This window comes from Nitrospirota bacterium (genome assembly GCA_030684575.1).
Classification (GTDB): Bacteria; Nitrospirota; Nitrospiria; order Nitrospirales; family Nitrospiraceae; genus Palsa-1315.
The window spans coordinates 378,074-402,232 of the sequence record JAUXVD010000003.1; the positions used below are offsets into that span (position 1 = coordinate 378,074).

At 54.3% G+C, this 24,159-nt stretch carries 22 protein-coding genes and 1 pseudogene; 11 read left to right on the top strand and 12 right to left on the bottom strand.

The annotated features are described in order from the left end of the window. Positions 1-155: 155 nt before the first annotated feature. Genes Q8N00_02045 through Q8N00_02055 form a run of 3 tightly spaced genes read right to left on the bottom strand, consistent with a single transcriptional unit; the run spans position 156 to position 1,996 of the window. The gene (locus Q8N00_02045) at positions 156-950 is read right to left on the bottom strand and encodes an ImmA/IrrE family metallo-endopeptidase (GenBank protein ID MDP2381565.1); all 795 of its coding nucleotides are present in this window, start codon (positions 948-950) and stop codon (positions 156-158) included. Positions 951-960: 10 nt separating this feature from the next. Further along, on the bottom strand, positions 961-1,407 hold the full coding sequence (locus Q8N00_02050) for a hypothetical protein (protein MDP2381566.1): 447 nt from the start codon (positions 1,405-1,407) through the stop codon (positions 961-963). Then, entirely contained in the window at positions 1,397-1,996 is a 600-nt protein-coding gene (locus Q8N00_02055) for a hypothetical protein (protein MDP2381567.1), read from the bottom strand. Before Q8N00_02055 ends, Q8N00_02050 begins: the two co-directional genes overlap by 11 nt. A gap of 159 nt (positions 1,997-2,155) precedes the next feature. On the opposite strand from Q8N00_02055, the gene Q8N00_02060 reads away from it, so the two are divergent. The 5 genes from Q8N00_02060 to Q8N00_02080 all read left to right on the top strand — a co-directional run bounded on the left by Q8N00_02060 (position 2,156) and on the right by Q8N00_02080 (position 9,655). Continuing rightward, positions 2,156-2,854, top strand: a complete 699-nt coding sequence (locus tag Q8N00_02060; GenBank protein MDP2381568.1) for a hypothetical protein — start codon at positions 2,156-2,158, stop codon at positions 2,852-2,854. 136 nt (positions 2,855-2,990) lie between these two features. Then, complete coding sequence (locus Q8N00_02065) at positions 2,991-4,760, top strand: hypothetical protein (GenBank protein ID MDP2381569.1); 1,770 nt, start codon at positions 2,991-2,993, stop codon at positions 4,758-4,760. A gap of 24 nt (positions 4,761-4,784) precedes the next feature. Further along, on the top strand, positions 4,785-5,756 hold the full coding sequence (locus Q8N00_02070) for an ATP-binding protein (GenBank protein ID MDP2381570.1): 972 nt from the start codon (positions 4,785-4,787) through the stop codon (positions 5,754-5,756). Positions 5,757-7,539: 1,783 nt separating this feature from the next. Next, on the top strand, positions 7,540-8,172 hold the full coding sequence (locus Q8N00_02075) for a TrkA C-terminal domain-containing protein (protein MDP2381571.1): 633 nt from the start codon (positions 7,540-7,542) through the stop codon (positions 8,170-8,172). A gap of 100 nt (positions 8,173-8,272) precedes the next feature. Next, entirely contained in the window at positions 8,273-9,655 is a 1,383-nt protein-coding gene (locus tag Q8N00_02080) for a Do family serine endopeptidase (protein MDP2381572.1), read from the top strand. 4 nt (positions 9,656-9,659) lie between these two features. Here Q8N00_02080 and fusA read toward each other — a convergent pair whose 3' ends face one another. After that, on the bottom strand, positions 9,660-11,759 hold the full coding sequence (gene fusA / locus Q8N00_02085) for an elongation factor G (GenBank protein ID MDP2381573.1): 2,100 nt from the start codon (positions 11,757-11,759) through the stop codon (positions 9,660-9,662). An 86-nt stretch (positions 11,760-11,845) separates the two neighbouring features. Next, positions 11,846-12,562, bottom strand: coding sequence for a DNA repair protein RadC (gene radC / locus Q8N00_02090; GenBank protein MDP2381574.1), 717 nt, complete (start codon positions 12,560-12,562; stop codon positions 11,846-11,848). 654 nt (positions 12,563-13,216) lie between these two features. On the opposite strand from radC, the gene rsmD reads away from it, so the two are divergent. The 4 genes and pseudogenes from rsmD (at position 13,217) to Q8N00_02110 (ending at position 15,688) form a co-directional block, all read left to right on the top strand. Then, on the top strand, positions 13,217-13,795 hold the full coding sequence (gene rsmD / locus Q8N00_02095) for a 16S rRNA (guanine(966)-N(2))-methyltransferase RsmD (protein MDP2381575.1): 579 nt from the start codon (positions 13,217-13,219) through the stop codon (positions 13,793-13,795). After that, the gene (gene coaD, locus Q8N00_02100; protein ID MDP2381576.1) at positions 13,792-14,280 is read left to right on the top strand and encodes a pantetheine-phosphate adenylyltransferase; all 489 of its coding nucleotides are present in this window, start codon (positions 13,792-13,794) and stop codon (positions 14,278-14,280) included. The genes rsmD and coaD overlap by 4 nt, the downstream gene beginning before the upstream one ends. After that, on the top strand, positions 14,277-15,470 hold the full coding sequence (locus Q8N00_02105; protein MDP2381577.1) for a pyridoxal phosphate-dependent aminotransferase: 1,194 nt from the start codon (positions 14,277-14,279) through the stop codon (positions 15,468-15,470). The genes coaD and Q8N00_02105 overlap by 4 nt, the downstream gene beginning before the upstream one ends. Before the next feature lie 77 nt (positions 15,471-15,547). Beyond that, positions 15,548-15,688 (top strand): annotated as a pseudogene (locus Q8N00_02110) (zinc ribbon domain-containing protein). A gap of 26 nt (positions 15,689-15,714) precedes the next feature. Here the strand turns inward: Q8N00_02110 and Q8N00_02115 are convergent. From Q8N00_02115 to purH, 5 genes are all read right to left on the bottom strand, one after another. Further along, positions 15,715-15,942, bottom strand: a complete 228-nt coding sequence (locus Q8N00_02115; GenBank protein MDP2381578.1) for a hypothetical protein — start codon at positions 15,940-15,942, stop codon at positions 15,715-15,717. A 23-nt stretch (positions 15,943-15,965) separates the two neighbouring features. Continuing rightward, positions 15,966-16,376, bottom strand: coding sequence for a hypothetical protein (locus Q8N00_02120; protein MDP2381579.1), 411 nt, complete (start codon positions 16,374-16,376; stop codon positions 15,966-15,968). Between the two features lie 38 nt (positions 16,377-16,414). Further along, complete coding sequence (locus tag Q8N00_02125) at positions 16,415-17,071, bottom strand: L-threonylcarbamoyladenylate synthase (protein MDP2381580.1); 657 nt, start codon at positions 17,069-17,071, stop codon at positions 16,415-16,417. 21 nt (positions 17,072-17,092) lie between these two features. After that, positions 17,093-18,373 (bottom strand): phosphoribosylamine--glycine ligase, encoded by a 1,281-nt coding sequence (purD, locus tag Q8N00_02130; GenBank protein MDP2381581.1) that lies wholly within the window; start codon positions 18,371-18,373, stop codon positions 17,093-17,095. 164 nt (positions 18,374-18,537) lie between these two features. Then, positions 18,538-20,091 carry a bifunctional phosphoribosylaminoimidazolecarboxamide formyltransferase/IMP cyclohydrolase gene (purH, locus tag Q8N00_02135; GenBank protein ID MDP2381582.1) on the bottom strand — a complete coding sequence of 518 codons (1,554 nt, stop codon included), beginning with the start codon at positions 20,089-20,091 and terminating at the stop codon, positions 18,538-18,540. A 258-nt stretch (positions 20,092-20,349) separates the two neighbouring features. Here purH and Q8N00_02140 point away from each other — a divergent pair, with 258 nt between their 5' ends. Together Q8N00_02140 and Q8N00_02145 are read left to right on the top strand one after the other, a co-directional pair. Beyond that, positions 20,350-21,198 (top strand): OmpA family protein, encoded by an 849-nt coding sequence (locus Q8N00_02140; GenBank protein ID MDP2381583.1) that lies wholly within the window; start codon positions 20,350-20,352, stop codon positions 21,196-21,198. After that, positions 21,195-22,454, top strand: coding sequence for a hypothetical protein (locus tag Q8N00_02145; protein ID MDP2381584.1), 1,260 nt, complete (start codon positions 21,195-21,197; stop codon positions 22,452-22,454). Before Q8N00_02140 ends, Q8N00_02145 begins: the two co-directional genes overlap by 4 nt. A 245-nt stretch (positions 22,455-22,699) precedes the next feature. Here Q8N00_02145 and Q8N00_02150 read toward each other — a convergent pair whose 3' ends face one another. Then, positions 22,700-23,530: a hypothetical protein gene (locus Q8N00_02150; GenBank protein ID MDP2381585.1), complete on the bottom strand. Its 831-nt coding sequence runs from the start codon at positions 23,528-23,530 to the stop codon at positions 22,700-22,702. 18 nt (positions 23,531-23,548) lie between these two features. Further along, entirely contained in the window at positions 23,549-23,788 is a 240-nt protein-coding gene (locus Q8N00_02155; GenBank protein MDP2381586.1) for a hypothetical protein, read from the bottom strand. Positions 23,789-24,159 lie beyond the last annotated feature (371 nt).

Genomic DNA, 24,159 nt, shown 5'->3' on the forward strand with positions numbered 1-24,159 from the left:
GCCAATTCGAGACGGCAGATAGCACACCGATTTCCAGACCGTCCCCAAAGTAATTTTCTTGTCTTGTCTGTCATCGCCGACATAAAGAATCAGAATTGTGATGGCGTGGATGGCGCCCAAGAGAGGCTCCTTTCTTCTCTCCCCATCAAACTGAATTAAACGGACGACAGTTGACTCGCTGACGGCGACAGAGCCTGCCAGGAGAGGAGTGTCAAAACAAGGTGGGTGGTGACAGGAATCGAATCCTCTATGACCTGCGCAATTTTGGCCTCTTCTCCTCCAAACCAAACTGACGCTGGGAGTGTCACCGGGCCACAAGGCTCATCCTCTCGATGAAGCAACCCGTACGCACCGGTTTCAGGTCGAAGCGTCCGTCGCGGCCATTGTTCAGCTGCTTTCATGGCCGCGCTGGGGATGAATTGCGTCCGGCGGTCACGCGTTGAATACACTGCCATGCAGGGACTCGTTGCCAGCTCGACCAACCGAACAGCCGTTGCCGTCAGGCTGGTGTGGAACTGTTTTGCAAGGCTTCTGACCGTGTCGAACGTAATCGGCTTGCCTGCCGCCATAGGTTGGAACAGATAGGCCGGCATCAGCAGTTCGGCCGCATAGCGATTCGCGGCCACTTCTTTATTGTTCCCGGTCCATTCGCGCGTCAGTTGATCATGGTCGCAGATCAATGCCACCTTGCCTCGATGCCAAATCCAGTGTCCAAGTTCATGGGCCGCTGTGAATCGTTGTTGCTCAAGACGAGCTGACCGATTCACTGTAATGATGGCACGGTCTCGATTGCCAATTACACGCCCCGCACAGCCTTCCAGCAGTTCATAGACGATAGTCGCTCCGCAATGCTGGGCTACGGTCTCAATCTCGATCTCTTGAGGATTCGCAATGCCTAGCTCCTGCAGCAACGTGTCAGGATTTCTGTAGCGTGTCGGTTCAGTGGACATGAGCTGGGAATTAATCCTGTTTCGCTTTTTGCTCCAGCAGCCCCAAATGGTGGAGTTGTCGAAGGAAACTATCCAAATCTTTGTTTGTGAGATGGCTAAATCCACGATAATGGGCCGTTGCCATGGCATGGCGCAGAAGATGGTGTTTCGTGAGACACGCCTTGACTAGCGCAATCTTGTCCTTATAGAGGCGTGGGAGAAGAGGGGTTGCACGCTCTAAGTCCTGTCGTGTTACTTCATAGGATTGGCGCGCCTGCTCTCGCAAGCGTGTCCCGTGTCGCCGGATGGCTTCTTCAATGACAGCCCTTCCGCGTTGGGCAATGAGTGCTGGATCGTCCCCGTCACGACGAGTGGCCTCGATAATGTCTTCGTCTGATGCATCCAGCACATCGTCGGCATAAATATTCCAGAATTGCTCGACCTGTTCGGGCGATATACTCCTCGCTCTACTCATCATTTTTCCCCTGTGCTTTCAATTGCTTCATGCTGTCATATACACGACGCAATCGCTGGTCTCGTCTGACGTATTCTTTTTTTGACATATTCAGTTTCTGTTGAATTGCTGGCCCCTTCAAGCCCTGACACTTCAGCTCATACAGCTCAGCCGCCACAGGATCCTGATCAAGCATGTCATAGAATTTCACGCTAAGAGCGGTACGCCATTCCTTCTCTTGTCGCGCCTCAAGTTCACCATCTGGAGCCATTATAGAAGACGGGTAATTGGCGAGTGCACTTTCTGCAGCTTCCCCCCTGAGGTACTCCGGCCGATGATTGACCTGTGTCGCAACCTCGTTGCTGGTCATACTTCTGATCACACCGCAGAGGTACGGTACAACTTTGACACGATCTGGATCCCATGGTCGATCATTGGATGCCAGCATCTTAATGATGGCATCGTTAACCAGATCCCATTCTGCCAAATCTGGCAGTGAAAGACCGTCTGCACATTTCCGAAGACGCCGATACGCAAATCGGCGCAGCTGATTGAGCTCCACGTCGGAAAGTGACCTAAGGACCTTCTGCTTGTCTGCGAGTGTTGCAATCAAGGACAGTCAGAGACGCATAACCTGGTGAAAAACAGCTCAATAGTGGTCAGCAAGAACAGTATGCAAAATTTATTTGCGTTTGGCCCGTCAAAATCCGCCGTCAGTTTAGCATACCTTTAATAGAGAGTCAGAAATTCTCAACCATCATGAGGAAACACCGTGGATCAGACATTTTCGCTTCAGAGCCCGGTATGGAAGCAGCCCCGTGGATGTTATGGGAGCAACTACTGGACTGTGTACAGCCCCAAACTCAAACGCGACGTAAACTTATACAGCAATCTTGAACGAGACAATTGGGTGCTTGTTGAAAGCAACCCGCAAATTATTTGGTTCTGTGAGGCGCCGGTTCGTATCCGAATAAAGATTGCGGGGCACGATACTCAAACCATTCCAGATATGTTTGTCCGATTCAGGGATGGTCGTGAAGAATATCAAGAGATTAAGTACGCACGGGACCTTGAGCGACTCGAAATGAACGGACAACGTACCCGTCAGATTTTGGGACAGGAAACCTGGTGTGCACTTGCGGGTGCCAACCACCGTGTCGTCACCGACCTGGTGATACGGGCGAATCCCCTGTATCTGACGAATTGGAAATGCGTGCTCGCACATCTAGCTTCAGCTGCGAGATTGAATGATGTGCCTGAGCGGGACAATGTGATTTCAACCATCGCTGGACGTTCAGTTTGGCGGTTAGCTGAGTTGGAACAGGCCTGTTTCCCTCTTCAGCCACAGATGGCTCGTCTTATTGTGTTCCAGCTCCTGCACCAGGGCGAAGTGGTCGCCCCCCTTGATACGTGCCCACTCAACGGAGCACTCGAAATCCGGAGGATGAATGGAAACCCAGTTGCGGCATGACCGGGAAGCTATTTCTGCTCAGCATCGAGACGTTTCGACTTGGCCTCTTGTCGACACAAATCGATTAGAGGGTAGGGCGGTAGAGCGGTATGAAACACGTGATCGGGCGGTCCGAGCATACATGGAGGGCCGCTCGATGCAATTGATTACGAGTGAAGTAAAGCTTTCACGACAAGAAATTTTGCGCCTTTCCAAACGCTGCTTGACGCTTCACTCAGACGGAAATATTTGGGGGTTTCGTGCGTTGCTTCAGCATCAGCACCAGAAACCCTATATACGCACTCAAGAAGTGAGAAAGTCGCGTCATCAGCACAAGGGCGGTGCGGCCGGTGCGCTCATGCGTTTATTTGATTGCCATCCGAGCATCCGAGAAACTGTGGATCAACTGTTTCTTAAACAAGGCCCTAAAGAGGTGGTGCAGGAGTCTCGCATTCAGGTGAAAGCCATCCATAAACGCTTCATTGCTGCGTGCAAAGCCAAGGGGCTAACCGCTGGGGACTATCCGTTGAATATGAACCACCGGGGCCGACGGGCGCTGGGCAGTTATTTGCGTCGACTGCTGAAGCAGAATCTCCAGGAGGCTGCGAAGGCCCGATATGGGAAGGATGCAGCTCGACGCCTAAGCCTAGATGGAGGAGGGGACGCCAACATGGTCAGACGACCCTACGAACGAACTCAATTTGATGGGCATCGCATCGATGCGTTCTTTACCATCGAACTCCCTCATCCATCCGGAGGGACACAAATCCTCACGCTTGATCGTTTGTGGATCTTACTGATTAAAGATGTGTTTTCGCGTGCAGTCTTGGGATACGTGATTTGTATCAGTAAAGAATATTCGCAGGTAGACGTGTTGCGGTGTGTGAAGCGCGCAGTCCTTCCGTGGACACGCATGGACCTTACGATCAGTGGGCTTCATTATCCTGAAGGTGGCGGTTTTCCTTCGGCCGTTCTTCCAGACTATGTCTGGGCCGTCTGGGACGAATTTTGGATGGACAACGGAAAAGCAAATCTTGCTGAGGCCGTACGGACGACTTTGACGCGTACCATTGGCTGCGCCGTAAATGCGGGGCCGGTCAATGCGCCCGAGCGTCGGAGTATTATTGAACGGTTTTTTCAGACGTTGGAGGAGAACGGCTATCATCGTCTCCCATCGACAACAGGAAGCGGGCCAAAAGATCCGCGGAGGAATGACCCGGAAAAGGCGGCCTTGCGGTATCACATTAAATTCGAACACCTCGAGCAACTCACCGACGTCATGATTGCGCAATATAATGGCGCCCCACATAGCAGTCTCGGATGTTCTCCTTTGGAGCGCCTGGCCTATTGTGTCAACGACTCATCATTGCTCCCGCGGACGTTATCGGAACATCTACGGTCAAACCTCGCCCTGCTGGGCGTGCCGGCCCTCCGTACAATCCAGGGGAGTCTTAAACATGGAAAATGTGCATATGTTGAGTTTGAAGGTGTGCGCTATTCCAATGACGTGCTCCGTCGAAGTCCAGATCTGATCGGGCAGAAACTCTCTCTTCGTATCGATCTGGAAGACCTTCGATGTATCACGGCGTTCCTCGCGAGTGGGCAGGAATTTGGTGTACTCACCGCTCATGGCCTATGGGGACGTACCCCTCACAGTTTAGAAGCACGCAAAGCCATCAATCATCTTCGCATCCGCAAGTTGATCCATTACACGGATCAGGACGATCCGATGCATGTGTACATGGATTATCTGTCACACAATGCGGCAACCAGTAAAGAAGCACGCAGCCGCTATGTGAAAGTGAAAACCGCACTAGAGACGACACCCCCGCCAACGCTCATGCTCACACTACCATCTGCTACTCCGCGAGAGGAGGAGTCATCGGATTCTGACTCACCAGTCACGCGGACCACCTTCCTGTATTAACCCGCCTCGAAAGGAGCAGTCGACATGTCTCAGTCCAGCACTACCAATAGGCCTCGTGTTCCCGAAGGGGCCCACCCTGTCTATACAGGGAAATATCTCCTCCCAACTCCGCCATTGGCACGGCTCTGCGATGACATTCGGCGATGGCTCGATATGCGGGCACCAGGGGCCATGGTAGAAGGGCCGCAACGCTTCGGCAAGACAAGATCTGTCAGATTTTCCATCAAAGAGTTGAAGCATATCTATGGGGACAACTTTCCCGTCTTCTCCTTTGACTGTAGGGACTACCGGTTTCCATCTGATTCCGTGTTCTTCGGTGACATTCTGGATGATCTTGGACACGGCATGAGTCGAAGCGGCACTGCGACGGCAAGGCGTGCACGTCTGATCCAGTATCTCTGCCATCGGGCTGCAGAAACGGATCATCGACGGTTGGTGCTAATTGCTGATGAGGCCCAGAAACTACGAGAGTTTCATTATAAATGGTTGGTTGATCTCTATAACGAATTAGAGCGGAAAGACATCACTCCTACTATGATTCTCGTTGGTCAACCTGAGTTGGTGCATCAACGGGATGCGTTCGACAAGGCCAAACAGAAGCAGATTGTGGGGCGGTTCATGGTTCATCATCACCATTTCGACGGCATCCAGAGCGCGAAAGACTTGAAGTACTGTCTTCGTGGATACGACGAAGGGTCGGAATTTCCTGCGCAAAGCGGATGGTCCTTTACGCGATACTTTTTCCCATCTGCCTTTGAACAAGGATGGCGTCTCGCCGTGCAGAGCACGACGCTGTGGGAGGCCTTTCAGGAAATACGGACCGAAACTCAGTTGCCAGGAAAAGCCGAACTTCCTATGCAATATGTCGCGAGGAGCATTGAATATGCCCTCAGGAAGTTCTCAAACTTAGACGATGATGTCGCAAAGCTATCCCTCAATCAGTGGAAAGAAGCGATCGTCGCGTCAGGATATTGCGATGCGGGCCGGTATTTATGACTCTGCATGAATATCAAAAGGAGGACACGTTGTTGATGAGCGAAGCGAGCTTTACCTGGAACCCCCAATGGAATCATCCATACGAATCACTCTATTCTCTCTTGCGCAAGTTTGCGCTCGCCAACGTCTCTACCGTGCGGGAACTTCAGCGGACTTTCAGCGTCGGGATAAAACGTGAAAAGCTTCAAAACTGGTCTAACGGTGACAGGGACCTTTATGGATTCGGTGCCCTGAATCCATTAGCTTTGGCACAGGCTTTTCGGATGTCAGCGGAGGCCATGCATACAACCGTCGCAATATCATACCTTCGGGGACAAGAAACAAAAGCCCTGACAAGCTTACAATGGAGAATTTGCCCGGCCTGCATTACCGAAGGGTTCCACGCGACTCTCTACCAGCTAGCCTTTGTTGCCACATGCCCATACCATAAGGTTTCACTTATTACGTCATGTCCAGACTGTAACGCTCAGTTACCGCTGTATCTGTTGACGAAAGAGAGTTTTACGTCAACCTTTGGTTGCCATGGATGTGGGAAAAGCTGGTGGCAGCCAGAGAAGCCGTTCGTTCCAAACGCTGATGTGTCAAACGAACGAACCGCATTGCTACGAGTAGCGCATGACTGGCTAACCAGACGACGCCAGTTGCCAACTGTGGAACCAGATCTGTGGCGACTAACCCGCTTCGGCTATGACGCCCGTGGTCTATCTGAGAACGTCCGTAGCTTGCCGCATCGATGGGCCGATCTCATGGGATGTCCAGTCCCTCAACATTTCAGCACCGAGCGTATACCTGTCGCGCATCTTAAGTTGCCAATTGTGCGATTAGGATTGTCGAACCAGCTCGGGCTAGACGACACCGGTGCCACTCAAATCTACCGGACATTTCGTCGACATCTGGAGCGATCAATCCTCAAACACCATCGGCACTGTATTCGTAGTGTCGGTAAAAGACTTTGGTGGAATGCGGTCCACCGAGAAGTGGAGGTCACCGGAATATGCCACTATGCGTATGCCTACCTTCTGTGGAGAATGTTTTGGGAGCAAATTGAAGTCCCGCAGCAACTCTTCTCACGGCAACGACGGCTGTGGCATCAAAATCCTCGTATTTCATGCGATTGGCTTCCGCCCGAGTTGCCCGTTGTGGCAGCTTCTCGATTGTTTGCGTTAGAATGCCTCCAGAGCTATCATCGATGCCTGCATATCGCTAGGAAAATGCACGGCGAGGGGCGGCTGTTATTTCCTGTATGGCAGGTTGCGGCCGGTCGGAAAGTCGAATGGACGCTAGAAAATAAGACAGAAACAGGATGCACCTGGCTTCACTGGTGGTGGCGCGCTGACTATCCATTCTTAGGAGTCGCACCGAAACACCTCGACCAATCCTTTAACAAGACTTCCAGCGAGTTGTATTGTATAGCATGTTAAGGTAAGAAATGTTTTTCATAGAGTTCGGGAATTATTTGTCAATCTGTCCAAGATTTACTGGCAAGTCAGTAGTTGAATCAAAAACCATATCGATGAATTTTGCCGTTTTCTCATGGCTCAGGGCTGGCAGGACGGTTTCGAAGATCTGCCAGCGGCCAATGAATTAGCTGAGTCGATCTGGTAGATAGGACCAGCATAGATGTCTCTATTGTTAAAAACAGACCAAGAGGCTCGTGACAACAGTTTTACTTCGAGATAGACAAGAGTTTTACTTCCCCAGACAGGACAGCTTGAGAGCGATAATATCGATCAGCGTATGAGTTTACATAATAGTTCTTATCAGACGTAGGAGATATTCAAGAATGTCGCTTGAGCTCCTTGGCCGTATTCAACAAGAATTGTCCATCACAAGTAGCGCACTCTATGAAACCGTGTTGGCCATTGCTGAGCGAGTCAACCGCAAGGTGCAAGTGCTACGCTTGCATAGCCAGGCCTCGAGCTTACTAAGCCAAATCGAACAGGTTCAGGGTGAGCTCGGACATCAGATTGCGACGCTGTGCGCTAGACGACCTCCCTTCAGTCATGAGTCAACCCTCCCATCCGATCAACTGGAACGTCTCCTGAATCAGGCTGGCGAACGCATTCAGCAGCTCAAACGAACGTTGCTTGGCGTCGACAGTCGTATCCGTGAGCTCAAACAGGAGACGATCCACCATGAGCTTCTGACCCTGCAACAGGACCTGAATACTCGTACTGCGGCCATTGAACGGTTTCCTTTGGTCCAGGGATCGCCAGTCATCGGAAAGACGCTCGCCGAGATGGCGCTTCCTGTATCGATTCGTTTGGTTACGGTCCTTCGTGGACCATTTCTCGTACCGCCAGATGATACCCTCATCCTTCGCGTCAATGATGTCCTGGTCATAATCGGACTGCAGGGTGATCTCGCCAAAGTGGCTTCATCGTGTACTCCTGTTCGGCATGCTCAATCGGCGTAAGTCGACGCTCCCTTCCTCTGTGCCGGCGTGAATCACAGAGAGCGAGTAGGCTTCTCCCGCTTCCATCATGTACAATCTCTGAAAGGAGAGGTGCAGGATCATGCTTGTACGGCTCATCGTCATCGGCCTTGTGTTTTTAGCCTGGCTTGACCTCCATCCAGCCTTCGCCGCTGGGTCCGTCGCGCCAAAGTCGACCGATTCTCCGGGCCTCCGCCTACTGGAAGAAATTCAAACCGTCTTTACCGATCTGGCCGAATCGGCCAAACCCTCAGTGGTCAATCTTATTCCCTTGTCTGGAGCCGGACGTGGTCGAGAATTGCCTCAAGAACGCGTGCCGAATGCATCGGGGTCGGGTTCCGGTGTCATCATCGATCCCGAAGGGCACATCATTACGAATAGCCATGTCATCGGCGATGCGACGGAAATTGAGGTCCGTTTTTCCGACTCTACCAAGTTGATTGCGCAGGTCGTTGGAAAGGATTTGGATACAGACTTGGCCGTCCTGAAAGTGACCGCCACCCATCCCCTCCCCAGCGCGAAGTTCGGGGACTCGTCGGCTGTGCGCGTGGGCCAATGGGTCCTTGCTGTCGGGAACCCGTTCGGACTCGATCGAACGGTCACCCTCGGCGTGGTCAGCGGGATCGGACGGGAGAATATCAATCTCTCGCGTTATGAAAACTTCATTCAAACGGACGCCTCGATCAATCCCGGCAACTCGGGCGGTCCGCTGTTTAATTTGCGCGGTGAAATCATCGGCATCAATACCGCCATTATTAACTTCGCCCAAGGGATCGGGTTCGCGATTCCCTCGAACATGGCGAAGCAAGTGATGGAGCAATTAGTGAGTCAAGGGCGGGTCACACGTGGTTGGTTAGGCGTCGGCATCCAGCCGCTCACGGTGGAGTTATCACGCAAGTTCGGCGTGAACGAAGGCGAAGGGGTGTTGGTCAACGAAGTCTTCGAGAAGGATCCAGCTGCCGCAGCTGGCATCAAACCAGGCGATATCCTGACTCGTATCGACGGCACCTTGATCGACACGCCGAGCCGGCTCTCGCGCGTCGTGGCAGGATTGCTCCCGGGCGCCACGGCGAAGGTTGAAGTCGTCCGCGATCAACAGCGGCTGGTCCTAGACGTCGCCCTCATTGAACGTCGAGACCACGCGGTCACGACGTCGCTTCCTCACGCTCGTACCGATGTCAAGTTAGGCCTCGATGTGCAAGACCTCACGCCGAGCCTCGCCGATAAATTCAAACTGCGGGAAAGCCGTGGGGTGCTGATTACGAAAGTGGAACCTGGCAGTCTTGCCCAATCGGAAGGGCTTCACGAGGGTGATCTCATCAAAGAAGTGAACCGTGTCGATGTGGGATCGGTCGGAGAATTCAGTAATGCGGTCTCTAAAGTGCGGCGGGGCGAAACCGTCCTGCTCCGCATGCTGCGAGAGGGCCGCGCCTTCTATGTGGTGCTCAAATCGACCGATCCCTGATCAATTACTGCGCGGCCGTGTGAGTCCCTGCTTTCTGTGCCTCAATGATTTGAACTGCGAGCTCGTGAGGCACTTCGTCGTATCGCGCGAATTCCATCGCATAACTGCCCCGTCCCGCTGTGAGTGAGTTCAAGGCTGTGCAGTACGTCAGCAGCTCTGCCATTGGGACAAGAGCCGTGATTTGCTCGATCTGGTCTCGTGCCTCGACGTGGAGAATGCGCCCTCGACGCGCATTCAAGTCCCCGATCACGCTACCGATGTGATCCGCCGGCGCCTCGACTTCCACTGTCATCATCGGCTCCAATAAAACAGGATGAGCCGATTCGACAGCCTTTTTGAGCCCCATCGACGCGGCGATCTTAAACGCCATCTCTGAGGAATCCACGGGATGATACGACCCATCGTACACGGCCACTCGGCAATCGACGAGAGGAAATCCCGCAAGACTTCCATGGTGCATGGCGTCGACCGCCCCTTTCTCCACAGCCGGAATAAAGTTTCGTGGGATCGCTCCGCCTATGACCTTGCTCTCAAACTTGAAACCCTCCCCTCGCGCCAGAGGCGAAAGTTCCAGCCAGCAATCTGCATACTGGCCATGTCCTCCGGTTTGTTTCTTATATTTACCCTGCGCCTGTGACGTCGTGCGAATGGTTTCCCGATAGGGAATTTTCGGCACGTGGAGGGTCACCGCCGCACCGTATTTGCGGTGCAATTTTTCGAGCGCGAGATCGATGTGTATCTGACCCATCCCGCTCAAGACCATTTCCTTCGTGTCGGCATGTCGCGAAAACTCAAGCGTCGGATCTTCTTCGATCAACTTATGCAGCCCGAGACTGACTTTTTCAATGTCGGCGTTCGTCTTCGGCTCGATCGCAAAGGACAGTACAGGTTTTGGAAGCACCGTCTTCGGATAACAGATGAGCGCATGTTCATCGCAGAGCGTGTCGCCGGTTTGCGTATCCTTGAGTTTCCCAACGGCTACGATCTCCCCTGCTTCGGCCAAAGGCACGACCGTATGTCTCTTCCCCAGCACCCAGTACAGATGTCCGCTTTTCTCTTTGCTACGCTGAGAACTATTGAAGACGGGCGAGTCTGCATGGAGCACCCCCGACAAGACCCGCAGATAGGACAGCCTGCCGACAAACGGATCGATCAATGTCTTGAAAACGATCCCGGAAAATGGGTTCTCGTGAACGGCATGGCGACTCACCGTTTCGCCTGTATCTGGATGCAGTCCTTCCAGCGGAGCGTTCGACGCCCGGTCCATTGGCGAAGGCAGAAAATCGACGATCCCATTCAGGAGTGGAACGATCCCGCTATTCTTGATCGCGGATCCGCTGTAGAGCGGAACAATCGTGCCTGCCTGGACGGCGAGGCGAAGTCCACTCATGAGGTCTTCCTGCGTCAACTCTTCCTCAGCGAGGTACTGTTCGAGTAAACGATCGTTACGTTCTGCTACTGCCTCCTGAATAGGCTTCCGTGCGTCCTTTACCAAAGCCCTTACTTGTTCAGGTATTGCCAGATGCTGAATCGTGGAGCTGTCTATGCTCGAAATGATGATGCGCTGTTGCAGGAGATCCAGCGCCCCCTCTAGCTGGGTACCGCGCCTATAAGCCAGCGACATCGGTAATGGCAGGATGCCAAGATCGCGCTGACACATTGCGACAATCCCCTCGAGGGAGACATCGTCTTGATCCATTTCGTTGAGGAATAGAAGGCAGGGTAAGCCGAGGGCTGTAATGCGAGACCAGACTTTAGTGAGGTCGTTCCGGATCCCCGATGAAGCGCCGACTACCAGAATCACAGCATCCGCCGCCCGCAAGGCCAGGGCCGTTTCCCCGGGCATGTTCAGCAGGCCGGGAGGATCGATTAGATTGATGGTGGTGTGATTCCAGGAACAACGGAGAAGACTGGTACTCACGGAACCACGTCGGTGTAATTCTTCCGGCTCGAAGTCCGAGACGGTCGTGCCTTGTACGATAGATCCGAGGTGAGGCACTGCGCCGGCGGTAAAGAGCATGGCCTCAGCCAGCGAGGTCTTCCCGGCACCGGCACTCGAGATCAGGACGACATTTCTGAGTGACTCCTTGCGTCGTTCGCTCATGGGGCCCTCCTTTGGAATACCGGAAGTCAGTCGTATACTTCCGGACATGCAATGGCTTGCTTACGTCACAATAACTCCCCTTTCGCTCATGCGTCGGCACAATGGTCTGCCAGCCAACCTTGATCGGCAAAACTGACATAACGCCCATCGCCGACGACGAGATGGTCAAGGACTCGAATGCCGAGCACTTCCCCTGCCGATACTAATCGAGCCGTCAGAGCTCGATCTTCCTGACTTGGTGTCGGGTCTCCACTGGGATGGTTATGAAGAAATATGACTGCTGCCGCAGATTCTTTGACCGCGAGGGTGAAAACTTCTCGTGGATGGACGATGCTGAGGGTCAGGCTACCGGTCGAGACCGTCGCATCACGCAAGATGGCATGTTTGGCATCGAGTAACACCACTTTGAAGATTTCGTGACGCAGATCACGCAAGGTGGGATGGTAATGGTTGAAGAGGTCACGACTGGAGGTAATTTTGGTCCCTTTTATCAGGGGGCCAGCAAGGGCACGTCGCCCCAGCTCAACCGCGGCTTTTAATTGAGCCGCTTTCGCTTCTCCAACACCGGGAATCGCGCAGAGTTCTTCGATCCCACATTGTGCCAGTCCAGCCATACCACCGAGCCGATCAAGGATTTCCATTCCAACATGTACGGCTGAATACCCCTGACGACCCACTCGAAGAAGAATGGCTAATAGTTGGGCGTCGGTCAGTATCTGTGGACCTTGAGCTAATAATCGTTCACGGGGTCGTTCTGTTTCGGGCCATTGAGTGATGCCATGCCCTGCTTTCTTGCTGGCCATTCATCCTCCCTGGACAAAAAGTGACAGTCCGAACGTTTTTGTACCGGCTATTCCTGCTCAGTGTCCCCTTCGTGACAAATACGTAGCCTCTAACATGTTGAAATTACGTACAGTGACAAATTGGTGTAGTACTTGCTTTGTCAAGCCTACAGCAGTACACATCACACCGGGAGGATTCGATGGAATGTCCAAAGTGTAAAGGTCTCATGATGTTGGAGCGGTTCTCTGATTTCTTTTTAATATTTTATGCCTGGAAATGCATCAACTGCGGCGCGATCATCGATCGCACCATTTCAAATAATCGGCGGAAGAGCTTGGCCGCTCAGGTCCCGCAATCTACTGTGGAGAGTCGCTAAGATCAACGAGCTTGGCACGTCGGTGGCTCGACCATCTTGGTCGCCGCAGCTATTGAGCCGATATCGCCACCATGATGTGCCGTGGCACGAATCCGTGCCGCCACAGTACCGCCGGTCAGTATACCCCTCGGCGTAAAAGTCGTCAAAATCCTTCCATTTCTCACAGATCGCGCACTAGCCGTTTCGGGCCATATCATACTTGTCAGTATCGCATATTGCTCCCGCAGTACTCACCTTGACCCCTTCAAAAACGCTATGTTAGATTCATCTGCTTCTACAATGACTCTCACCTGAAATTATGCGTATCATTGCCGGAACCCACCGAGGTCGACGCTTGAGTGGGCCAGCGGGGACAGCACTCCGTCCCACGTCAGATAAGGTTCGCGGGGCTCTCTTTTCTATTTTAGGGGCCCAGGTGCTAGGGTGCCGTTTTCTCGATTTGTATGCTGGTACGGGAGCCGTCGGTATTGAAGCGCTCAGCCGAGGAGCTGCAGCCGTCACGTTTGTGGAGTCAGATCCTAAGGCTGTGCAACTGCTACGAAAAAACCTTCAAGCCTGTCAGCTCCTTGACCGAGCCCACGTATGTGTGGAGCGGACTGCGACCTTTCTCGAGCGGAAAGATTGGTGGCAGGGTCCCTATGACGTCCTCTTTGCTGATCCACCCTATGCGGCTCATGATGAGTTCGAAGTCCTGACGCATGTCTGGAAACCAGGGCTGTTGTCGGAAGAATCCACGATGATGATAGAACACGAGTCGCGTACGCCATTGTCTGCATCGATCGACCATGCGGAGCTTGTGCGGCGGTATGTGTATGGCGACACCGCACTGTATTTGTATGGGGTATCTCCTTCAGCATCAACTGAGTCATCCGCATGAAAATTGGCATCTATCCAGGAACCTTTGATCCCATTACCCACGGGCATACCGACATCATCACCCGAAGCCTGAAGGTATTTGATACCGTCGTGGTTGCCGTCGCGCCGAATCCAGCCAAGCACCCACTCTTCACTCTGACCGAACGGCTGGACATGATCCGGATCGTGACGAGAGATATGAAGCAGGTCGAAGTGACCCATTTCGATGGCCTGCTGGTGGACTATGTTTTGCGCTATGGCGCCCATGCCATTATCCGTGGATTGCGGGCCATCTCGGACTTCGAACATGAATTTCAGATGGCTCTCATCAATCGAAAAATCGCCAAGCAGGTCGAGACGGTGTTTCTCATGCCCAGCGAAGAATATTCGTATTTATCGTCAACCATTATCAAAGACGTGGCGACTCACGGCGGGCCGCTCATGGAGTTTCTGCATCCTGAAGTTGCACGCCAGCTGCAGGAACGAATCAGGAGTTTAAAATCATGAAGCTTGCTGCACGTGTGGGGCGAATTACCCCCTCTCCCACTTTGGCCCTGGCCGCCACCGCGAAGGCGATGGCCGCCCGTGGAATCGACATGGCCGACTTTTCATCCGGAGAGCCGGACTTTGACACACCAGAACCGGTAAAAGCTGCGGCTGAAGCCGCAATCCGTGCCGGATTTACCAAGTACACGCCTTCATCCGGCATTGATGAACTGCGCCAGGCGATTATCGACAAGTTGCAAGCTGAGCAAGGACTCCGGTACGAGAAGTCTCAAATATTGGTCTCCTGTGGCGCCAAACATTCCCTCTACAACCTGGCCGAAGCCCTTCTGGAAGCAGGCGATGAACTCATCATTCCTGTTCCCTATTGGGTTTCCTATGCCGACCAAACTCTGCTGAACGATGCCACGCCGGTGTTCTTGCAGACCCGTGAGGAGGATGGCTACGCCATTGACGCGCAGGCATTGGAACGGCTGATCACACCAAGGACCAAAGCGATTATCGTCAACAGTCCATGCAATCCAACCGGCGCAACCTATAATCGAGCGACGCTTGAACGGCTTGCCGAGTTGGCCGTACGCCGTGATCTTCTGCTGATTTCCGACGAGATCTACGAGAAGGTTCTCTACGACGGAGCGACCCATACGAGCATCGCAGCCCTTGGACCGGAAGTCGCCGCCCGCACCGTTGTGATCAACGGTGTGTCAAAGGCCTATGCCATGACCGGCTGGCGGATTGGCTATGCAGCAGGCCCCAAAGAGCTTCTCAACGCCATGGCGAACATTCAAAGCCAAAGCACGTCCAACCCCTGTTCCATTTCACAGAAAGCCGCCGTCGCGGCCTTACGCGATGGCGAGGCATTCACGAAAAAAATGGTGACGGAGTTCGATCGGAGACGGCGTATGATCGTCGAGCGCCTCAATGCCATGCCGGGTGTTCGTTGCAGCATGCCCAGCGGAGCATTTTATGCGTTTCCCAATGTCAGTGGACTGCTCGGAAAGCGGAGTCCAAGTGGAGTACTCTCCACTCCGACCGATCTGGCTAACTATTTGTTGCAGGAGTTTAAGGTCGCCGTGGTTCCCGGAGAGCCGTTCGGAAGTCCCCAGCATATTCGACTGTCGTATGCGACCAGCATGGAGACGATTCTTAAGGGCATGGATCGTCTCGACGCGGCATTCAAACAGCTCACCTAGCCAGGGAGCGTCCCTCAGCATGAGGGCCCCTCAACGTGATCTCATCAGATTGTTGCTCTAGCAGGAGGAAATGAATCGTGCCAATTTACGAATATCAATGTGATGGCTGCGCGGATCGGTTTGAAGTAAAGCAAAGCATGAAGGATGACGCTCTAACCACTTGTCAGAAGTGCGGAAAGCATGTGCAGCGACTGATTTCATCGCCCGCTATCATGTTCAAGGGCAGTGGATGGTACGTAACAGACTACTCCGATAAAATGAAACCATCCTCAGGAAGCGAAGCGCCGGCACCCAAGACCGGGGAGAAAAAAGAAGTCGCGGCGAACACATCTGAGCCATCGACGACCGCAAGCCCAGCTCCCGCGACTCCGGCACCTGCCCCAGCGGCCGCGCCGGCAAGCCCCCCTTCGAGCACGGCAGCAACAACTTCAACGAGCACCACCACGAGCACGCCATCGTCTTCCGCTGCCAAGTAGGCAGCGGAGACGAGCGAGGCTAGTGTATGGCCTTGGTCGAATGTTTCTTTTTAACCGGTGCCTTCGGTGCAACTTTCGAGGGCGTCTTGGCTGCAGCCGCCTTCGTGGATGCGGACTTCGATGACTTCGCCAGCCGTTCCTGTGCAGCAGCCAAACTATTCTGAAGGCCGCTGATCATCGAAGACTTATCGCGATTCTGCCGGGAGAGGTCGTCCACTTGTGTCTGCAAATCGTCTCTCACTTTCGTCATCGAGGCGAGTTGATTTTGCAGCTGGGTCTTTTCCACTGTCGCGCTCTGGAGTTCTGCGCGGATTTGCTCTATTTGTGTTTGGAGCGCCGGGGGCCAGTAATCGCACCCGGATAGACCGATTGAAAACAAGGTGATGGTGGCCACCGCCACCACGTTTCGCACCATCAATGTGTGACCCATCTGCAGGCTCCTTTCAGTGTGAACTGCTACGACGAACTTCACCGACTCTCCCCGTCGAGATACAGACCATGAGCCGCTAACTGGCGCTCGATACTCTCGCGTGCAATGGCTCCCTCACGAACGATGCGAATCGGGCCCTGAACATCGATCACGGTGGATGGTTTCCCGCCAGGGGTCGGTCCCGCATCGACGATCAGATCGACTGCGTCCCCTAGGCTGCGTTGGACATCTTCTGCCGTGCGTGACGGCAGCAAGCTTTCACGATTGGCACTGGTGCCGGTCACAGGCCCGACTCGACGCAAGAGCTCGGCCAATGGTTGCCAGGCACTCTGACGGATGCCGACTGAGCCAGATCCCGCCGTGACCATATCGGAAAGCCCCACGGCGGCAGGAAAGACGATCGTGAGAGGCCCGGGCCAGAACGCATTCATCAATACGGTGGCCGCCCTGGGAACGCTTTGCACAAATGGCTCTAACTGAGATCGCTCTCCAATCAAGAGCAAAATCGGTTTTCCCTCAGACCGGCCCTTGATCTCCCATAATTTAGCGAGGGCCCGTTCGTTGAAAGGGTCGACTGCAAGTCCGTAGAAACTTTCCGTCGGCAGGGCAAGCAGTCCACTCTGACCCAGCAAGCAACGCATTCGATCAGCCAGCGCCGGAACGGTGGCGGCTTTGTAATACGCGATCGCTGGCATGGCAGGAACCATCCGTCCCATTCAGCGTGACGCACGGCGGGCGAACGCACGATGCGCAATATCCGTCCGATAGTGCGCGCCCTCAAATGCAATAGACCTGGTCACCCGATAGGCCTCCGCTTGCGCGTCGGCTAGAGTCTTTCCGCACCCAGTAATGCCCAGCACCCGTCCCCCAGCCGTGACGACATCAGCATTCTTTCGTACCGTCCCGGCATGAAACACCATCGCTGTCGCTTCTAATGTGGCAGGCAATCCATGAATTGGTCGACCGGTCTGGTAGGCAGCGGGATAGCCTTCAGATGTCATGACGACACAGACGGCCGTCTCGTCATGCCAATGCACTGTGAGCTGATCGAGCCGATGTTCCACCACGGACTCAATCACCTCTAGCAAATCAGTCTTGAGCAACGGAAGCACGACCTGCGTTTCTGGGTCCCCCATCCTGGCATTAAACTCCAAGACGTATGGAATCCCGTTTACCACCATGATCCCGGCATACAACACACCTTGAAATGGACAGCCCATCCGAGACATGGCTTCGATCGCGGGATAGAGCACCTGCTTGGTGACCTGCTCGCGCAGCGCCATGGTGCCGAGCGGCGCAGGACAATAGGCGCCCATGCCTCCAGTATTCGGCCCCGTATCGCCATCCCCGACTCGTTTATGGTCTTGCGCCGGCAGCATCGGAACCACTGTCCGGCCATCGGTGAACGCCATGATCGTCAGTTCTTCACCGTCAAGAAACTGCTCGATCAACACGCGCTGACCGGCCTGACCGAATACCGCATGCTCCAATGAGTCGCGGACTGCCTGCTTGGCCTCCTCACGGGTGGTCGCCACCACTACGCCCTTCCCCTGCGCCAGGCCATCGGCCTTCACGACGACTGGAAGTTCATGTTGATCGAGATAGGCTAAGGCCGGAGCGACCTGGTCGAAACTTTGCGCCTTGGCCGTGAGGATCTTCGCGCTGGCCATGATTTCTTTGGAAAAAACTTTACTGGCCTCGATCCTGGCGGCACCCTTCGTCGGTCCGAATATCTTCAACTTGGATTTACGGAATTCATCGACAATGCCTAACGCAAGCGGAGCTTCCGGCCCCACGACCGTCAGATCGATCTGTTCCGATTGTACGAATGTTTTCAGCCCGGCAATATCGTCGACTTTGATCGGCACACAGGTCGCGAGGGATTCGATCCCTGCATTGCCTGGCGCGCAATAGAGCTGAGGCTTGCGGGGGCTTTGGGCGAGCTTCCATACCATGGCATGCTCGCGACCTCCGCTCCCGATGACCAGAATCTTCACCCTCGACTCCTCAGCTGTTTCATGGGGCAGTACATGCGAAACGGATGTTCAAACCAGCCGTCCAGCAAGGCCGCAGGCGAAGGTAAACCCGGAGGCGTAGCCTCTGGCTACGTTGAGGATTTTGCCAAGCCGAGAACGAAGCTGGAGGCCGGTTTCAACATCCGTCAATGGCGGAAGTGGCGCATGGCCGTCATTATCATCGCCAAGCCTTGCTCATCCGCGGCTTTGACAATTTCGGCATCGCGAATCGAGCCGCCCGGCTGAATGACCGCCGTAATCCCCGCTTGCGCGGCGGCATCGAGTCCATCCCGGAACGGAAAGAATGCGTCAGAGGCCATCACACAACCCTTGATCGGCATCTGCGCTTTCATCACGGCCAGCTTCACCGAATCGACCCGGCTCATCTGACCGGCCCCGATCCCCACCGTCTGCCCAGGTTTCGCATAGATGATCGCGTTCGACTTCACATGTTTGCAGACCTTCCATGCAAACGCGCAGGCCGCATATTCCTCATCCGTCGGTTTACGTTGGGTCGGGACGCTTAGTGCTTTGAGATCGGTTAAAGTGCCGAGATCCCGATCCTGTACGATCAAGCCACCGACCAACTTCTTGAGATCGAAGCCCTCTTGTTTCACCTTCGTGAGCGGCCCGACATCCAGCAACCGCAGATCCTTCTTGCGCTTGAGTTCGGCCAGAGCATCCGGTGCAAACCCTGGTGCAATGACCACTTCCACAAACGTGGACGTAATTTCCTTCGCGGCTGCCAAATCCACGGGGCGATTGAATGCGATCACGCCGCCAAATGCCGAGATAGGGTCGGTCTCACGGGCTTTGACATAGGCCTCGACGGGCGTCGCACCCAAAGCCACGCCGCAGGGATTGTTATGTTTGATAATGGCCACGGCGATTTCATCATATTCTTTCGCCAGCTCGAGCGCCGAATTGGCGTCGAGGAAATTGTTATACGACATCGCCTTGCCATGGAGGATCGTTCCCCGGGATACCGATGGTTCGACCGAATGGAGCTCTCGATAGAACGCGCCTTGCTGATGGGGGTTCTCCCCGTAACGCAGCATCTCTGCCCGCTCGAACTGCAAGGACAATATTTGAGGAAATTTGACCTCGCTGCCCTGTACCTGTTTTTCCAGATATCCGGCGATCAGACTGTCGTAGCGCGCCGTATGTTGGAAGACCTTCATCGCCAATTCTCGCCGCAACTCGTGGGATACCGCTCCGGCCTTCGCCGCCTCGAGCACGCGCTGATAGTCGGCCGGGTCTACGACGACCAAGACGTCTTCGTGGTTCTTAGCCGCAGAGCGCAGCATCGACGGTCCGCCGATGTCGATATTCTCGATGGCCTCTTCAAAGGGGCAGTTCGGCTTCGCAATCGTCGCCTCGAACGGATAGAGGTTGACCACGACGACGTCGATGGGGCCGATTCCATGCTTCTCCATCTGCTCGACATGGGCCGGCACCGAACGCCGGCCGAGTAACCCGCCATGAATCTTGGGGTGCAATGTTTTAACGCGGCCGTCGAGAATCTCCGGTGAGCCGGTATAGGCCGCTACATCCGTTATGATCAATCCGGCCTCTCGCAACGCCTTGGCCGTTCCTCCGGTTGAAAGGATCTCGGCGCCTAACGCGGCGAGACCTTTGGCCATCTCCACCACACCGGTCTTGTCTGATACGCTGATGAGTGCCCGCTTGATGCCGGCCATAGATCTCTCCTTGGAAAACGATCGATAGAAATTATGTGAATCGAAAGGCGGGCGAAGAATAACAAATGAATACCCGCCTTACAAGAGGAATGGCGCCTCAGCATCGAGGAGCAACACATCGCGGCTCACTCCAACGCTATCCGGCGTAGTTAGATGAATACGCCACACAAATCCTGCCTGGCATGCGCTCTCTCAGTATGGTAGGTTCATGAGTCCCGCCACCTACCTACAGCCCAGAGTTGACTCATGATGCGTGCCGTGATCCTAGTCGCAGGTGCCGTTGCACTCGGGCTCCTTGCTATGGTCTGTCTGCCGCGCCACCTGACGCCGCCAGCCGCAACGGGCCCCCTCTCCCCCGCAATGTTGCATGCACGGGTAGAGCAGGGCATCCTGACCCTCCGTGGCTCGCTTCCCAGTCAGACCAGTAAAACTATCATCCTTCAACGAGCCCACGAGCTCTATGGCGCGCAATCTGGTCGCGTAGTCGATCAATTGGCCGTGGATCCGAACGTGGGTCCTGCCGCTTGGGCCGTCCCCATTTCCAAGATCCTTCCCGTCCTGGGACAGATGACAGAACATGGCTCGATCATCATCGACGGCCGCTCGGTGGTCCTTAGCGGCCGGGTCGACAACGAACAGACCAAGGCCTCCCTGTTGCAAGACATGGCTCCCCTTGCGCAAACAGGACTTGCGCTGGAGGAACATATCCTCGCGGAGCCACTTTCCCCAGTCCCGCCCGTACTGCAACAGAAGTTGAACGAAATTCTCGCGCATTCCTCCATTGAGTTTGATTCCAATACGACGGTGATGCCCCCGCGCAGTCGTGCCATATTGGACCGCTTGATCCTTGTGTTGCGTACGGCCCCCCGGGCCATCATCGAGATCGGAGGTCATACGGACAAGTATGGCGCGTCAGACTATAACGTACAGCTCAGTCGCCGCCGCGCCGATGCCGTGCGGCATTATTTTATCAGCCACGGTCTCGCGAACCAGTTCACCGCCGTCGGTTATGGCGCCTCACGACCTCTCTCAGTGGCAAAGACCAGGGCCGGCTTCCAACGCAACCGGCGTATCGAATTACGCGTGAAAGGACAGTCCGACCTATGACTATGCTGCTCGGCCAAATGCTGGGGTGCCTTCTCGTCGCCGCGGGCATCGGCGGGGTCACTGTCTGGCTCTTACAGCGTCTGTCGGTGAAAGAGGTGCAACAACAGCTCTCCGATCTTCTCAATACCGTGCAGGTCAAAGAACAGGCGTTGGAATTGGCTCAGCTTGAGTTCGAGGCCACTGCCTCGACTGTCCAACTCTATGAAAGCAAGTTCACTACGTCGGACGCATTCGCGCGATCGGCGCAACAGGAACTCGCCTCATGTACCGCGCGGCTCCATGCCGTGCAAGAAGAACTCCGATTAGCCACACAGTGCCGGTCAGATATGGAATCCGAATTAGCCGCATTTCGTTTGCAGGTCAAGGAGAACGAAGCCGCAACCGTTGTGCAAGCAGACGCACTTCTGCAGTCCCATGCCGCGCTTGAACTGACGCAACAGGCCCTGGCGCGTAAGGCGGAAGAACTATCGCCCTTGCAAGAACGCATTGCGGCCTTGGAACAGCGCCCATCAGAGACCGAAGAGACCGATCGACTCCAGGCGAGAATCCAGGAATTGGAGCCGGCACAAGGACGCGTCCATTGGCTCGAAGTGCAACTGAGTGAACGGGAGACGCAGCACCGAACCGCGCTTCATGACATCGAACGGCAATTGGCAGAGCGGGACCGCCGCCTCGGCGAACTCGAACAGCTCCATCAATCCGACAGGGCGCCATTGCAGTACAGCGGAAGAGACGTCGATGAACGTCAGGCAGAGCGGCTCGCTCACGAGCAACGGCTCAAAGAAAAGGACGAGCACATCGCGGCCTTGCAGCAACGCATCGACTCCATCGAGTCCGTTCAGCGAACGCTCGCGGGGCAGGCAAAAATGGTCGATGAACAGGAAGAAGAAATCAGCCAACTCCGGAAGCGGCTCGTCGAAGTCCGGGCCGCGCTCAGGATTCGCACCGACGGCGGTGTCGCTCCACGCCCGATCCAGCCGACCGGCGATCAACTGACGCTACAGATCGTCCCGCCCGTCTCTTCTAGCTCACCGGAGAAAGATGACCTCTCGGAAATTCGCGGCATCGGACCGGCGTTCGAACGAGCCCTCAACAACATGGGCATCGTGACGTTCCGACAGATCGCGCAGTGGGACGCCACGAACTTGAAACAGATTGCAGACCAACTCGAAACGCTTCCCGAACGCATCACCCGCGATCAATGGATCTCCCGCGCCAAAAAACTCCACGAGCAGAAATACGGCAAGGGACTCTGACGCACCGGGCACGCGTCTGAAACATATTTCGCAAGCGACGCCTGTAGCGCGTTCCCGGCAGGCTCACCCAGTACCACCCTCATCTTCCTTGGTAGCATTGTGGTAGCAGAGTTTGTAGCACCTTGATTATCAATCTGTTTTAGTAGGCCTTCGGTTATCTAAACCGCCGGTTCTGCTTTGCATTGCCTCTCAACTCCCTGCCTGTCTTCTGAGATGAGAAGCCCCGTTGTTTCATTGGCTCAGCCTCACTGGGATTGAAACCAGTATCGAAGTGTTTCGGCCAAAGCGCCGAGTTGGGGGCCATGCTCAAGTACCCAATCCACGCCATCCTTTATCAAGCTGGATTTTTCCTTCCCTCTCGCATCCTTCACTTGGTCCATGATGGTTTCAAGTTTACTTCGATCCGCTTGAGGAATGCCAAGGCGCTTCAGTTCCGCGTGGATACTGTTGTAGTCCCCAATCTGGAGAACATCGGCATGAACCGTTCCCATAACCCCCGTAAAGTTCTCGATGTTGTAGGTCGTCGAACTTGCCTGGGTTTTCTCTTGCTTCGAAAATGTCATTCCAGTACCGAGAATGTTGTCCTTTTCTAGCTTGAGCGTCCACTCAAGTATGACGTTTCGGACCTCGTCAATTATGCCGGAGATAGACGCTCGGCCTACAATGAACGCAGGTGGCATACCGAAGGTGCTACGCGACAGCCTGAGAACCAATTCATGGGGGAGAGGAACATACAAAATTCCTTTTCCATTTTTTAATAGACTTTCTAGTTCCCCAATCGCCTGACCGATGGGTTTTTCTGAGAATGTCTTTGCTGCCTCAGGGTCTTCAAAAATTACGGGCTGCCATCCATGGTATGGGTTGTTAACCTGTACCTCACCCTGCACATGCCGATAAGGTGGCGGAGTGTTTTCGTATCCCCGCAGCTCGTGTTCGATCCAGGTCAGAAATTCATTTAGATCCAACTTAGTGGCAACAACAAGAGCCTTTCGGAGAAGATCCGTCACGTTGACCTGCGGGTCCATTGCTTCATGTTGAAGTTCTAACACTAGAGAAGACATGACCGTTCCTTCCATGAGTTCTGGCTCATACAGCTAGTCATAGCAAGAAATTGGATAACCTATAGCCCTAAGAGCTCTATAGGCATCATGAGATGTGAAATCCGCTGAGGTGAGTTTGAGCGTCTTTGCAATAACATGCTTGATCGGATACAGTTTCTTGCCGACCTGGACCGCATACTTTTGAATTTTTCCTGGCTCAACTCCCTTCATTGCGTTTTCCACATCCTTCATTTCAACGTCATACTGCTTACCGCTTAATGTGAACTTCGCCATAGCTCCCTTTCCTCATTGCATGCTTAACCACACCACCACCTTCACCTCTACCTACACCTATTCAGGCGTAACTTTCAAGCCCTCTGCCATAATCTATCTCACGGACACTTTTTTGCTACCACTCTGCTACCGGAACAGGCGAAGCTATGCCGATCCATCACGAGGATGGTTCTTCCGATTCGTCAGTTTTTCATGGGGTTAGCTCTGCGTGGGTCTAGTCAGATTGGGCTGTGTCTGACGTCAATTAGAATTGATGGTTGGCGACAATTAGAACTGTGGGGTCCGTCCTCCGGGTTAGGGAGCCTTCCGGGCTCCGTCGATGCCGTCATGGTTCGCGTTCATTCCCAGGGCCCGCTTCAGGTCAGGCTCCT